Below are 14,431 nucleotides of genomic sequence, written 5' to 3' on the forward strand. Positions count from 1 at the left end.
TTTTTATTCACTTGAAATGCCCTTTTTTTTGGTTGTTATGTCTTTTGACAAAATCATTTTAACCAATAGAATTGGGCATTTCAAGTTCTTTTTCGCTTTTATTTCAAAAAATTACGCTTGTGTAAGGCTTAGGTAGAGAAATAACTGAGAAAGATATACCAAGGTTAATTGAGAAATATGAATCTTTTATAAAAGGCTATAATCTTTCAAATCCAAGATATCATACGAATTGGTTTTCTCAATTTATTCCATCTCAAATAGGTATTACTATTTTTGAAAAATCTATTGAACAATACGAAACGGATATCTTCAACAAAGCTCAAAATAGGAATTATCAAACAGGTTTTTTTAAACTTTTTATTAACGATTTTCTTAAAGAACAAATTAATCCCTTTAAGCCAGTTTTAATACCGCCAAAAAGAAAACTGGAATATGATATTACTATTAGTACCGACGCTGGGCCGTCTCCATCTGGAGAGAACCTGTTAAATCGGTTATTTTTCCTTAAAAATCAAGACCCTCATTCAAAGGAGTCAAAAATATATAAAGAAATCTATAATAAATTTTCAGAAATTACAAATGGTTATTATTTTAATGTTGTTCCAATAAAAGGTAACAAAATATCACTTCGTTTTACAAATAATCCTGTTGAATCCGGCAATTGGATTAATGCAGAAAATTCAGGATTAGGACTAAGAGATATTTTAATAATAATTTCTTTTATTATTGATTTTGATTATAACTTTATCATGATTGAAGAACCCGAAAATCACGTACACCCTGATATGCAAAGAAAACTTATTAGTTTTATTACATCCCGGGAAGATAAACAATTCCTTTTGGCAACACATTCCAATATTTTCTTGAATCCCACGTTAGCAGATAAAATTTGCCGTACTGAAATGGATAATGAGATAAAAGTTTCGGACGACACAACCAGGGCTAATTTGTTGTTAGACCTTGGATATTCTGTTGTGGATAACTTAATTTCCGATTTAATGGTTTTAACAGAAGGCCCTAAAGACAAAGATTTTTTGGAAGAAATCTTTAAGAAAATGGGATTTTGGGAAAAATATAGTATTAAATTTTTGCCATTAGGGGGAGATATAATGGCACAGATTGATTTATCTGCCTTAGTTGATAATTTTGATAAAAACAAAATTATTGCTTTAATTGATTTGGATCATAAAAGCAAATCAGTGCGAGATGAATTTAAAAAGAATTGCGGAGAGAAAGGGGTTGAATGTTTTCAGCTCAAACGATATGCAATAGAAAATTATATACCTCTCAATATTATTCGGAATTTACAAGGATTTAATGTGCCGGCGGACATCACTGAAATAAAGCCAGATAAAAAAGTTGAAGATCAAATTGGGTTTAACTTAAAAAAATATTTAAGAAAGCTTGCAAAAGCAATGGATATTAAAGATTTAGAAAACACGGATTTGTTAGAATTTTGTAAAAAGGTTGAAGTTTTGGTAAAAGAATAAATAAATCATGCCAAAAACAAAAGAAATTATTGTTTCTGAAAATGAAAGCAAAAAAAGGTTTGACCTTTTTTTGAGCCGGCAAAATCTTGATTTGTCCCGCAGCCGGATTCAAAATTTAATCAAAGACGGAAAAATAAAAGTCAACGGCCGGGCGGGAAAAAGCCATTATAAGACCAAGGCAGGGGATGTTATTCAGGTAGAAATTCCCGATCCTGTCGAAATATCCGCCAGGCCTGAGAATATTCCCCTGAAGATATTATACGAGGATGAGCATCTTATCGTGATTGATAAACCCGCGGGAATGGTCACTCATCCGGCGGCTGGGAATTATACGGGGACACTGGTGAACGCGCTTCTTTACCACTGCAAAAACCTCTCGGGAATTAACGGATGTCTCAGACCGGGAATTGTCCACCGCCTGGATAAAGATACTTCCGGTGTTATGGTGGCCGCGAAAGATGACAAGACCCACCAGGGTCTTTCACAACAGTGGCACAAGCGAACGATAACGCGCAAATATATCGCTCTGGTAAAAGGAAGGATCGAGCGCGGTTCGTTTGGAATCGAGGCTCCGATTGCCCGGCACAGAGTTCACAGAAAAAAAATGGCGGTTAATTTGGATAAAGGCCGTCCCGCGGTTTCAAAGGTAAGGGTTTTAGAGCGGTTTAAAGACGCCTCTTTACTTGAGGTGGAACTTAAAACCGGCCGGACACACCAGATCAGGGTCCATCTTTCTTATTTAAAACACCCCGTTATTGGGGATGTCCAATATGGTAAAAAGTCAGATTTAATTGGCCGGCAGGCTTTACATGCCGCTCTGCTGGGATTCGTGCATCCCATTACAAACAGATACATGGAATTTTCAAGCCCTTTACCTGAGGACATCAAGTCGGCAATAAAATATTTCCAGCGGCCAAATTAATAAGATAGTATTTTTACAGAAAATAATAGAAAATTAAAAGACCCGGGGTCTTTTTTTTATTATAATGATATAAAAAGGAGGAAGAAATGGCTGAAAAAAGGGTAGCATTAATAACAGGCGCCAATAAAGGGCTGGGATTTGAGACAAGCAGGCAGCTCGCGCTGAAAGGTATCACGGTAATCATGGGAGCGAGAGACGTTTTAAAAGGGGAAAACGCCGCGAAAATTTTAAAAGACCAAAAGCTTGACGTGGAATTTTTTGAACTTGATATTACAAATCCAAATCACATCCAGAACGTTAAAAATTACCTGGAAAAGAAATACGGGAAACTTGATATCCTTGTCAATAACGCGGGAATGGCAAATCAGGAGGAACCTTTATTTGGAAACAGCGTGGAAGCAGTATCCCCGGCGGCTCTCAGGAAAATTTTCGATGTGAACTTTTTTGGGCAGGTTGAATTGACGCAGGCGCTTTTGCCTCTTTTGAAAAAGGGTAAAGCGGGGCGCATAGTAAATGTCTCGAGTATACTCGGGTCTCTCGCAATCCAGAGCGATTTTAATTCTGATTTGTCACAGGCCAAACCTTTTTCATACGCGGCCTCGAAAACAGCGCTAAATCAGTTTACCGTGCATCTTGCTTCAGCCTTAAGGAATACGAACATAAAAGTAAATTCCGCGCATCCGGGATGGGTAAAAACCGATTTAGGGACCGATCAGGCCCCGATGTCTCCGGAAGAAGGGGCAAAAACAGCGGTCAGGCTCGCGACGCTCGATAGTGACGGCCCGACGGGTAAATTTTTTCATTTTGATAATGAAATTCCGTGGTGAAATTAAGAGTCTCTAACAAAATGCTCTTCTATTTTGGTAATAACAGGACATTTCTAATTTGGCTTGACACAAGAATAAAATCCGGGATAAAGTAGTTGATTTATTTTTATAAATTGTTATAATATTAATTTTTAGTAATAATTTTGAGGAGGATAATAATGTATGAAATAGCAGTTTTGCCCGGTGACGGGGTAGGCCCGGAGGTTGTAAATGAAGGATTGAAAGTACTTAAAGCGGCTTCGGAGAAAGCCGGTTTTAAATACAAACTCAAGCATTATGATTTCGGCGGGGAAAGGTATTTGAAGACCAAAGAAACTTTGCCTGAAGGAGCGCTTTCAGAATTGAAAAATTTTGACGCGATTTATCTTGGCGCTATCGGGCACCCGGAAGTAAAACCTGGAATTCTTGAGAAAGAAATACTCCTGGCTATCCGTTTCGGGCTTGACCAGTACATTAACTTCAGGCCCGTGAAATTGTATCCTAATGTATGGACGCCTTTAAAGGACAAAGGCCCTGAACATATTGATTTCGTGGTAATAAGGGAAAACACCGAAGACCTTTACGTGGGTATCGGCGGTAATTTTAAGAAAGGAACGCCCGATGAAGTCGCAATACAGGAAATGATCGCGACACGAAAGGGTGTTGAGCGCTGTGTCCGTTACGCCTTCGAATTTACAAAAAAACGCGCCAGAAGAAACAGCCTTTATCTTTGTGATAAAGCCAACGTCTTGACCTATGCTCATGACCTTTGGACAAGAGTATTTGCTGAGGTTGGAAAAGAATATCCCGGAATTAAACAGGACCACGCCTATGTTGACGCGATAACCATGTGGTTTGTCAAAAATCCGGAGTGGTTTGATGTTATTGTTGTCCCGAACATGTTCGGTGATATTATCACGGATTTGGGAGCGATGATCCAGGGAGGATTAGGGATAGCTGCGTCCGGGAATATAAACCCGGAAGGCGTTTCAATGTTTGAACCTATACATGGTTCGGCGCCGAAATACGCGGGAAAAAATGTGATTAATCCTTTGGCTTCCATTTCCGCCGTGGGTATGATGCTTGATTACCTGGGGGAGAAAAAAGGCGGGGCATTGGTTGAAAACGCGATAATTAAAGCGCTGACAGAAAAACATATTAAAACTTTATCAGCCGGCGGTGAACTATCTACTTCTCAAATCGGGGATTTAATCACGAAATTTGTGGAGGAAAGCAAATAAAAACATATGAAGACAAGGGGACATGACCCCTTGTCTTGTTATAACGTTATATAATCTTTCTTTCTTTTAATTTTTCAACAAGTTTTTTTGACATTTCTTCAGGTGTGCCTGTAAGTGTTTCACGTTCAGTGCGAACCGGAGGGGTAAAGATTTTTGTTACCTGAGTAGGTGAGCCGTTTAAACCGATTTTATCATCTCCCGCGGATATGTCCTCTTTTTTCCATACCGGTATAGCTGCCTTTTTCGCCCTTAAAACTCCTTTGAGCGAGGGGTGTCTTGGTTCATTTATCTCTTTTGTAACTGTAATAAGAGCAGGCAGCCGGCATTCCACCGTTTCAGTACAATCTTCTAAAAGGCGTTCAGCAGTAATTTTTACCGGTTTTTCATTGGCGGATTGGGGATGTAAATCTAATTTTTTAACATAAGTGACTTGCGGGATATTCAAATGTTCAGCTAATTCAGGGCCTACCTGTGCCGTGTCTCCGTCAATGGCTTGTTTACCCATGATTATAAGGTCATAATTTCCTATTTTTTCTATTGCCCTGGCAAGCGTGTATGATGTGGCAAGCGTGTCAGCCCCTGCGAAACTTCTATCGGATAAAAGATAAGCGCAATCCGCGCCCATGGCCAGTGATTCCTTTAAAGCTTCCTGCGCCTGGGGAGGCCCCATTGTAAGGACCGAAATTTCTGTGGGTGTTTTTTCTTTAATTCTTAACGCTTCTTCAATAGCGTTTTTATCGAAAGGGTTTATTATGCTGGGCACGCCCTCTCTTATTAAAGTGTTAGTTTGAGGATTTATTTTAATTTCACCCGTGTCAGGAACCTGCTTAATACAGATTATAATTTTTAGCATAAATTAAAATTCTTTCAAAATGTGGTTTGCAATCACACCCCGCTGGATTTCTGAAGTCCCTTCGACAATGTCGAAAAGTTTTGCCTCGCGGAAATATCTTTCAACGGCGTATTCTTTTGTATAGCCGTATCCGCCGTGTATCTGGACTGCCTGGTTTGTTACCCGCATACACATCTCCGAGGCATAAACTTTAGCCATGGCGGCGAATTTTTCAAATTTACCGTTTGAGTCTTTCAGGCTCGCGGCTTTGAGTACGAGAAGTTTTGCGGCTTCGATTTCGGTTGCCATATTTGCCAGCATGAACTGGACTGCCTGGAACGCAGAAATCAGCTGGCCGAATTGTTTTCTGACCTTGGAATATTTTGCCGCTTCTTCAAATGCCGCGCGCGCGAGGCCACAGGATCCGATTCCGATCCCGATTCTTCCCACATCGAGCGTCTGCATGGCCACCCTGAAGCCTTTTCCTTCTGTAAGAAGCATATTTTCTTTTGGAATACGGCAGTCTTCAAATATTAATTCGCAATTTGGAAGGCCCGGGAAAGCCATTTTCTTTTCGTTTTTTCCTATTTTGAATCCCGGAGTGTCTTTTTCCACAATAAACGCGGTCATGCCGCGCGCACCTTTATCAGGGGCTGTTTTAGTTATTATTACATAAATACCGGCCTGTCCCGCGTTTGTGATAAATAATTTCGAACCGTTTAAAATATAGTCATTACCGTCTTTTATAGCTTTAGTCTGGACAGCGCTTGCGTCAGAGCCCGCATTTGGTTCAGTAAGGCCGAATGCACCTAAAGCTTCACCTTTGGCAAGAGGCGTAAGAAACTTTTTCTTTTGTTCTTCTGTGCCGAAAAGGAAAATGGGATAACATGCAAGCATATGAGCGCCGTAAATAGTCCCTGTGGTAGCACAGGCATGGGATATTTCTTCCCCTATAATTGTCCATGTGAGAAAATCAGACCCCAATCCGCCGTATTCTTCAGGAAACGGGATCCCTGCCATTTCCATTTCAGCCATGATTTTTATATTCTCTTTTGGAAATACACTGTTTTCACCTGTTTCTTTTGCCCTTTTGGCAAATTCATTCAGGCATACTTCTTTAGCTGCGTTTATTATTAGTTCTTGATCCGGCGTTAAACTAAAATCCATATCATATCCTCCTTATGAGAAATAAACAATCTGTATGATAATACTTAAAAATGGTTTAATTGTCAATAAGTTATTTGGATTTATTTGGATTTGATTCTGGATTCTCTTGACATGTGATAAAGAGAATGGTAAAATTCAAACTATATTTTTGTTTGATGATAAATAGGAAAAATATTATGCAGAAAATTGAACAGGTGAATGAAATTTTTAAAATTATCAATTCTTCAGGTATCGTTGAATTTGAATGGGAACGTGATGGTAAGAAAATTTTTATAAAACGCCCTGAAAAAATAACATATGCAAAAAAAGAAACACTATCTCCCGCGGGGGATATCCCTGATACAACAAAAGAAGAGAAGAAAGATCATTTTATAAAAGCATCGTTAGTCGGGACCTGTTATCTTGTTTCTCCACAGGACAAAAAAATCATGGTTAAAATAGGAGATAAAATTAAATCCGGTGATAAACTGTGTTTTGTGGAGGCGATGAAAGTCTTTAAGGAAGTAGTTTCAGATAAAGAGGGAGAAATAACAGAAATTTTAGTCGAAAACGGGCAGTCTGTTATGTATGGCCAGCCGCTTTTTAAATTAATAATAAAATAGAAAGAAAAATGTTTAACAAGATATTAATAGCGAATCGTGGAGAAATTGCTTTAAGAATTATCAGGGCATGCAGGGAATTAGGTATAAAAACCGTAGCAGTTTATTCAGAAGCGGATCGCGAATCTTTGCATGTAAAAAGGGCTGATGAATCTATCTGTATAGGTCCGTCAGAAACTGACAAAAGTTATTTGAATATTCCGAACATTATAAGCGCGGCTGAGATTACTGATGCTGAAGCCATTCATCCCGGCTATGGTTTTTTGGCGGAGAATTACAGGTTTGCGGAGATTTGTGAATCATGCAGGATAAAATTTATCGGGCCGTCCCCTGAAGCTATTAAAAAGATGGGTGACAAGATAGAAGCCCGTAAAATAATGCAGGAAGCCGGGCTGCCGGTTGTCAGGGGGAGCGGAAATGTTGAAAATGAAGCAGAGGCTGTTAAAATAGCTAAAGAAATTAGTTACCCGGTTATAATAAAGGCCGCGGCAGGCGGCGGCGGGAAAGGCATGCGTATTGTGTATACTGAACTTAATCTTGCAAAATCATTTCTCGCGGCAAAAGCAGAAGCGAAAGCCTCGTTTGGCAATGACAGTGTTTATATTGAAAAGTATATTGATAAGCCGAGGCATATTGAAATCCAGATTTTAGGTGATGAATATGGACAGGTGGTTTCCCTTGGCGAGAGGGAGTGTTCAATTCAACGGCGGCACCAGAAATTAATAGAAGAGGCATTTTCACCTTTAATAAATGATGATATAAGGAAAGAAATGGGTGAAGTGGCGATTAAAGGCGCTAAAGCTGTTGGATATTCAGGCGCCGGGACAATGGAATTTTTAGCGGATAAAGATAAAAAATTTTACTTTATGGAAATGAATACAAGAATTCAGGTGGAGCATCCTGTAACTGAATTAATTACAGGTATAGATTTGGTAAAGGAACAAATAAGGATAGCCTCAGGGGAAAAACTCGGATATACACAAAACCAGGTTAATTTCAGCGGTCATTCGATTGAATGCCGCATTAACGCGGAAGACCCGGAAAATAATTTTGTGCCTTCACCCGGGGAAATAACTAAATTTATCCCTCCCGGCGGGCCGGGTGTCCGAATTGATACTCATGTTTATAATGGATATACTATTTCGCCTTTTTATGATTCTATGGTCGGTAAATTAATTGTTTTCGCGAAAAACAGGAAGGAAGCCATATCCCGTATGGACAGGGCGCTGTCGGAATTTGTTATTGAAGGTATTAAAACGACTATCCCTTTTCATCTTGAAATTTTCAGGGATGATTTGTTTAAAAGAGGAGAAATTGACACTCATTTTATAGAAAATGTCTGGGGCAAAAAATAAAAGGATTTAGAAATACAACAAATTTCAGGAGGATATTTATGAATAAGATTGACTTTGTGGAAATAATTGCAGAAAGGGTTAATCTTAATAAGCAGGAAGCCGGACAGGTTTTTGAAAGTATTTTAAGCGCTATGCGCCAGGCATTAAAAGAGGGCAAACGGATTGAAATCAGGGGGTTGGGGACATTTGGTGTCCGCACCCGCCGTCCAAGAATGGGGCGTAATCCGAGAACGGGGGAAAAAGTATCTGTTCCTTCCAAGAAGGTCCCGTTTTTTAAACCGGGAAAGGAATTTAAGATAATAGAAATAATTGATGAACAGCAAAAATGATTTATTAGTTTTAGTTAATAAACTCCCGGACAAGCCGGGAGTTTATTTTTTTAAGAGCAAAGGCAGTATAATTTATATAGGTAAAGCAGTTTCATTAAAAAAGAGAGTCCGCAGTTATTTTACATCTTCGTTGAAACCGCCTCATATTTTACGCATGGTGGAACAAATTGACGGCATTGAATTTACCATTACAGATTCAGAAGAATCCGCGTTAATTCTAGAGAGAGATTTAGTAAAAAAAACCCTACCGAAATACAATATTGAATTAAAAGACGATAAAGCATACCCCTATTTAAAACTGACAGTTAAAGAAGAATTCCCCCGCCTTATTCTTGTCAGGAGAAAAGAAGATGACGGCTCGAAATATTACGGGCCGTATACCCAGGCAAAAGACCTGAAAAAATTTCTGGGACTTATTAACCGTCTTTTTCCTTTAAGGGTTTGCAGGCTTGCCTGCCGCAGGCAGGGAACGGATAAAAAACCGTGCCTTAATTATTTTATACGGCGTTGTTTGGGGCCGTGCAGGGGAAATATAAACAGAAGTATTTATAAGCAATTAGTAAATAGTCTTGATAAAATACTTAAAGGTAAATATAAAAAAATATTCAAGGATTTAAAAGATAAAATGAACAACGCCTCGAAAGAAGAAAAATTTGAAGATGCGGCGTATTACAGGGATTATTTATTTTCGCTAAAGGGTTTAATCGAAAAACAGAAGGCCTTATCGTCCGGAGAACCGGGTAGGCCGGATTTTGTAAAAATTGACGGCGGGATAAAAAACAATATAAATGAAAAGCTGACAAGGTGTTTAAATTTGCCGAAAACCGTGAGGATTATTGAGGCTTTTGATATTTCAAATATTTCGGGAGAAAAACCTTGCGGGAGCCTGGTATATTTCAAAGATGGGATAGCGGTCCCGCGGGAATACAGGAGATTTAGAATAAAAACAATAGAGGGTATTGACGATCCCGGGATGCTGGCGGAGATAATCCGGAGAAGATATAAAAGGCAATTGGATGAGAAAGCGGGGCTGCCGGATATGATTATTGTTGACGGCGGTATAACACAGGTAAATTCGGCATATTCAGTTCTTAAAAAACTGGGGATTAAGGATATTCCTGTGTTTGGGCTTGCAAAAAAAGATGAAGTGTTATACAAGCCTTTTAAAAATGTCCCGTTAAGGCTTCCTTTTGATTCGGAGGAGTTGAATTATCTGAGAAGAATACGTGACGAAGCGCACCGTTTCGCGATAAAATATCACAGGCTCAGGAGGAAAAAAGATTTTTTGCCGGATAAATAAAATTTCAGACCATCTTATTTTTAAAAAAAACTTGTTTTGTTAAAAAATATTGTTATAATAAAACTGTTATGGGTTCAAAATCAAAAATATTGTTTATTTTAATTTTATTTACAATAACAAGCTGTGCCTATACTGCCAAATCTATACTTCCTGACAATATCCAGAATGTATCGATTTCCGTGTTCAGGAACGATACATATGAATACGGACTGGAAGAGAGGCTGACAGATAAAGTTATTCAAGAGTTTATTTCACACGGCAGGCTTAAGGTCACAAATATAGATGACGCTGACGCGTTAATAAAAGGGAAAATATTAGCTTATAATCTTTTGACAATAAAAACTGACGAATATAATAATCCTGTTGAAAAAAATTTGTCTATTTTTATTGAGGTTACATTCTGGGAAAAGGACGGTAAAGAACCTCTCTGGGTTGAAAAAGGGATAAGAGAGAATATTACCTATTTTACAACTTTAAGGGACGGGCAAATCACCATGACTGAGGAGGAGGCTAAACAAAAGGTGCTGGCAAAATTAGCAAAGTCTGTTGTTAGACGGGTGATTATAGGATGGTACTAAAAAATGCAAAAGTCAAAATGTAAAATGAAGAAACACGACGTAACTTTGGATAAATAGATTATTAAAATGAAGATAGATTATCAGATTCTTTTTAGAAAATTAAAAAAGGGGGAAATCGGCCCCCTCTATTTTTTTGCGGGAGGCGAGGATTTCCTGATTGAAACAGCGTTAAAATTAATTAAGGAAAAGCTGGTGGAAAAGGGAGAGGAAGAACTTAATTATGATGTGCTGTATGGTTATGAAACCGGCATTAATGAAATTCTGGAAAAAGCTGAAACAACCGGTTTTTTTGACAAAAAAAGATTGGTTATTGTCCGGGATGTAAATTCTTTAAAAGAAAAAGATAAAAAGGTCCTCATTTCTTATTTAGAAAATCCATCCCCGTCAAGCTGTCTTGTCCTTATTGATGAAAAGATAGATTCAAAAAATAAATTACAGGCGGTATTTTTATCATTAAAGGACGCGGTTATCTGCCATTTTTGGCCGTTATTCTCAAATCAGGTCCCTTACTGGATACAGGAAAATGTAAAACAGAAAGGGAAATCAATTTCTTTTGAATGTGCATGCGTTTTACAGGAATTGGCGGGAAATTACCTGAGAATTCTGGAGCGTGAAATTGAAAAACTGATTATTTACACGGGGGACAGAAAAAACATAGAGGAAAAAGATGCCTGGCAGATTATAAGTTTTGGGGACATCGAAAATATATTTAAATTAGCCGATGCCATAGGAGAAAACAGGCTTGACAAGGCGTTAAAAATACTCAATCAATTAAAGAACAAAAGCGATGATTTTATTGCTGTTATTGGTTTGCTGGCACGCCATTTTCGTATTATATGGAAAGTTAAAGAGATGAATGAGGAAGGTATAAGCCCGCTGGAAATATCCAAGATGATTAAGATAAACCCTTCATTTGTAAAAAATTATCTCCAGGAAATAAAGAATTTTTCGCGGGACGAATTAAAAAACATTTTTAAAAGAATACTGAAGGCTGATTATGAAATAAAAAGCGGTATCTTAAAACCTGAAACAGCTTTTGAGTCGCTGATAATTTCATTTAGGAAATGATATTATTAAGTTTTTGCCTCTGTTTTATTTTTGTTCAGATAAACCGCCAGGCGTGATTTTTTACGGGCGACATTTTTCCAGTGGATGATGTTTTTTTGCGAGGTTTTATCTAAAAGTTTTTCTGCTTCTTTATAAGAACTTTGTTTTTCTTCGAAGGTTTTTGCTGTGTAGATTTTTTTGATAGCGGTCCTTAAGGCCGATTTTGCTTGCTTGTTTTGCAAATTTCTTTTTTTATCTTTGCGTATTTGTTTTATTGATGCTTGATGTATTGGCATATTTAACCTTTCTGTTAATTAAAATTAAACAGAAATTATACAAGAATAATATTATGTTGTCAACTGTTTTATTGATAATATGAAAAATCACGAGATAGCCGTTATTTTTGAACATATTGCCGATATTCTCGAATTAAAAGGCGAGAACAGGTTCAGGATAAACGCTTATAGGAAAGCGTCACGGATACTCCATGACCTTACTGAGAATATAGAAGATGTTGACAGGGAGGGCAGGCTGAAAGAAATCAGCGGGATTGGAGCGGGTATGACCGAAAAAATTGAGGAATATCTAAAGGACGGCAAAATTGAAAGATATGAGGAATTAAAAAAAGAAATACCCAACGGCCTTGTAACGTTATTGTCTGTTTCCGGGTTAGGACCGAAAGGTGTTGCAAAGTTAAACAAAGAACTTGGAATAAAAAATATTGATGATTTAAAGAAAGCCATTCAAAATGGAAAATTACGCGAATTGGAAGGGTTTGGAGAAAAGAAAGAAGAAAATATTTCCAGGGGAGTGGAAATATTTGAAAGCAGCAAAGGGTGGATTCCCCTTGGTATGGCTTTTCCTGTAGCTGAAAATATACTGGAGCACCTGTTTTTAATTAAAGAGGTGAAAAAGGCGGTCCCGGCGGGCAGCCTGCGGAGGATGAAAGAAACAATAGGTGATATTGATATTTTAGTTACCGGCAAAAACGGCCATAAGATAATTGAACATTTTAAAAAGTATCCCGGGGTAAAGGAAGTTTTGGCATCAGGTGAAACCAGGGGAAGCATTCGCGTGGAAGAGGGGCTCCAGGTGGATTTGCGGTTTGTGCCTGAAGAAAGTTTCGGCTCGGCCCTCCAGTATTTCACTGGCTCAAAAAATCACAATATCAAACTCCGTGAAATGGCGAAAAAAATGGGGCTTAAAATTAACGAATACGGTGTGTTCCGCGGGGAAGAAAGGCTCGGAGGTAAAAGCGAAGAAGAGATTTATAAATTATTGAACCTTCCTGTAATGCCGCCTGAAGTACGCGAAGACCGGGGTGAAATAGAACTTGCCACAAAGGGAAAAACGCCGGATATAATTGAAAATAAGCATATACGGGGCGATTTCCATGTGCATTCCAGGGACAGTGACGGCAATAATTCACTCAGGGAAATTGCCGCGGCCGGCAAAAAAATGGGTTATGAATATATCGCGGTTACGGACCATTCGCAATCGCTCCATGTGGCGCACGGTTTGACTCCCGAAAGATTGGAAAAACAAATAGAGGAAATAGAAGCGGTAAATAAAGAAAATGAGGGAATCACGCTTCTTAAGGGGTGTGAGGTGGACATAAAAAACGACGGCGCGCTGGATTTCCCGGATAATTTGCTGGAAAAGCTCGATATCGTTGTTGTCTCGATCCATTCAGGGTTCACGCAGGATGAGGATAAACTGACCGGGCGGGTGCTTGACGCGATGGATAACCCGTTTGTCAGGATTTTTTCCCATCCCACAGGGAGGCTGATAGGCGAGCGCGACGCGTATAAAATCAATTTGGAAAAGGTCATAAAAAAAGCCAGGGAAAGAAATATAGCCCTTGAAATTAACGCGTATTATAAAAGGCTCGACCTGAACGACATAAATTCCAGGCGGGCGAAAGAAATCGGCGCGAAGCTCGTCATCGGCACGGACGCGCACCATACAGACCAGTTATGGATGATGAAATTCGGCGTAAGCGTCGCGCGAAGGGGATGGCTTGAAAAAAAAGATATATTGAACACATTCAGCCTGGAAAAATTGGGAAAGTGGCTTAAAAGCAAAAAGGTTAAATTCTAACCTAATCCGCCGACTTTAGTCGGCGGTGGGGCGTGGGGGTGAAAGCCCCACACAAGTAATGTCCACCAAATAGGTGATTATTGTGCTTACGGATCTTTTTTACCAAAAAAAGATTCTCCTTTATCTATTTTTGGTTAGGAGCTATGTTAACGGCATCACCCATTATATATAGCTCTATATCTGACGGGCACACCCTGTCATAATTACTATTGTGCGCAGAAACAGCGCGAATGGATGAATTGGCTATATTTTTTGTTAGTCTGAAGCTCTATTTTTGATTGTGAATAGTGCCGTTCTGTTGATAATAAAATCTTATCAATGGAACTTGGATTCCGATAAATTGGGACCCACACTCTTCACAATATGATTATTGATATCTATTCCTGAAAAGGTGTACAGTCTATTTTTTGCTTGATAGACGGCACGTTTTCATGGATGTTATGTTGTAGAGTAGAACACTGGCGCAAAACTTTCGTTCCGTTTCCAGCATCCCCTCATCAAACCGTGCTTGAAGTTTTCCCTCACACGGCTTTCCGATAACTTTCCCGAGTTTGCCAATTAGTGCGGTTTTTTATCGAGGAGTAATTTTAAGGAATTGCCTGATATTTCATCTTTAAGAGTAATTGCCCATTTGTCTTTTAATTCATCCACTACCTTTCTTATAG

The 14,431-nt window shown here is 38.8% G+C and carries 14 protein-coding genes; 11 read left to right on the forward strand and 3 right to left on the reverse strand.

The features are described from left to right. Nucleotides 1-140: 140 nt before the first annotated feature. The 4 genes from AB1498_07880 (at nt 141) to AB1498_07895 (ending at nt 4,459) form a co-directional block, all read left to right on the forward strand. A complete protein-coding gene (locus AB1498_07880; protein MEW6088208.1) occupies nt 141-1,490 on the forward strand; it encodes an AAA family ATPase in 1,350 nt (449 codons plus the stop codon). Between the two features lie 7 nt (nt 1,491-1,497). Further along, nucleotides 1,498-2,412: an RluA family pseudouridine synthase gene (locus tag AB1498_07885; protein MEW6088209.1), complete on the forward strand. Its 915-nt coding sequence runs from the start codon at nt 1,498-1,500 to the stop codon at nt 2,410-2,412. 86 nt (nt 2,413-2,498) lie between these two features. After that, nucleotides 2,499-3,239 carry an SDR family oxidoreductase gene (locus tag AB1498_07890; protein MEW6088210.1) on the forward strand — a complete coding sequence of 247 codons (741 nt, stop codon included), beginning with the start codon at nt 2,499-2,501 and terminating at the stop codon, nt 3,237-3,239. 158 nt (nt 3,240-3,397) lie between these two features. Then, nucleotides 3,398-4,459 carry a 3-isopropylmalate dehydrogenase gene (locus AB1498_07895; protein MEW6088211.1) on the forward strand — a complete coding sequence of 354 codons (1,062 nt, stop codon included), beginning with the start codon at nt 3,398-3,400 and terminating at the stop codon, nt 4,457-4,459. 46 nt (nt 4,460-4,505) lie between these two features. Here the strand turns inward: AB1498_07895 and AB1498_07900 are convergent, their stop codons facing one another. Both AB1498_07900 and AB1498_07905 read right to left on the reverse strand, forming a co-directional pair. Continuing rightward, nucleotides 4,506-5,312: an electron transfer flavoprotein subunit beta/FixA family protein gene (locus tag AB1498_07900; protein MEW6088212.1), complete on the reverse strand. Its 807-nt coding sequence runs from the start codon at nt 5,310-5,312 to the stop codon at nt 4,506-4,508. A 3-nt stretch (nt 5,313-5,315) separates the two neighbouring features. Then, nucleotides 5,316-6,458 (reverse strand): acyl-CoA dehydrogenase family protein, encoded by a 1,143-nt coding sequence (locus tag AB1498_07905; GenBank protein ID MEW6088213.1) that lies wholly within the window; start codon nt 6,456-6,458, stop codon nt 5,316-5,318. A 176-nt stretch (nt 6,459-6,634) separates the two neighbouring features. On the opposite strand from AB1498_07905, the gene AB1498_07910 reads away from it, so the two are divergent. The 6 genes from AB1498_07910 to holA all read left to right on the forward strand — a co-directional run bounded on the left by AB1498_07910 (nt 6,635) and on the right by holA (nt 11,687). Continuing rightward, a complete protein-coding gene (locus tag AB1498_07910; protein ID MEW6088214.1) occupies nt 6,635-7,060 on the forward strand; it encodes a biotin/lipoyl-containing protein in 426 nt (141 codons plus the stop codon). Nucleotides 7,061-7,068: 8 nt separating this feature from the next. Beyond that, nucleotides 7,069-8,412, forward strand: coding sequence for an acetyl-CoA carboxylase biotin carboxylase subunit (gene accC, locus AB1498_07915; protein ID MEW6088215.1), 1,344 nt, complete (start codon nt 7,069-7,071; stop codon nt 8,410-8,412). A gap of 38 nt (nt 8,413-8,450) precedes the next feature. Next, nucleotides 8,451-8,741, forward strand: a complete 291-nt coding sequence (locus tag AB1498_07920; protein MEW6088216.1) for an HU family DNA-binding protein — start codon at nt 8,451-8,453, stop codon at nt 8,739-8,741. Next, nucleotides 8,725-10,041, forward strand: coding sequence for an excinuclease ABC subunit UvrC (locus AB1498_07925; GenBank protein ID MEW6088217.1), 1,317 nt, complete (start codon nt 8,725-8,727; stop codon nt 10,039-10,041). Before AB1498_07920 ends, AB1498_07925 begins: the two co-directional genes overlap by 17 nt. Nucleotides 10,042-10,109: 68 nt before the next feature. Then, a complete protein-coding gene (gene lptE / locus AB1498_07930; protein MEW6088218.1) occupies nt 10,110-10,619 on the forward strand; it encodes an LPS assembly lipoprotein LptE in 510 nt (169 codons plus the stop codon). A gap of 66 nt (nt 10,620-10,685) precedes the next feature. Next, entirely contained in the window at nt 10,686-11,687 is a 1,002-nt protein-coding gene (holA, locus tag AB1498_07935) for a DNA polymerase III subunit delta (protein ID MEW6088219.1), read from the forward strand. 5 nt (nt 11,688-11,692) lie between these two features. On the opposite strand, the gene rpsT is transcribed toward holA, so the two are convergent. Further along, complete coding sequence (gene rpsT, locus AB1498_07940; GenBank protein MEW6088220.1) at nt 11,693-11,962, reverse strand: 30S ribosomal protein S20; 270 nt, start codon at nt 11,960-11,962, stop codon at nt 11,693-11,695. Between the two features lie 79 nt (nt 11,963-12,041). Between rpsT and polX the strand changes: the two genes are divergently transcribed. Next, nucleotides 12,042-13,766, forward strand: a complete 1,725-nt coding sequence (gene polX, locus AB1498_07945; protein ID MEW6088221.1) for a DNA polymerase/3'-5' exonuclease PolX — start codon at nt 12,042-12,044, stop codon at nt 13,764-13,766. Nucleotides 13,767-14,431 lie beyond the last annotated feature (665 nt).

This window comes from bacterium, assembly GCA_040754625.1.
GTDB lineage: Bacteria > JACRDZ01 > JAQUKH01 > JAQUKH01 > JAQUKH01 > JAQUKH01.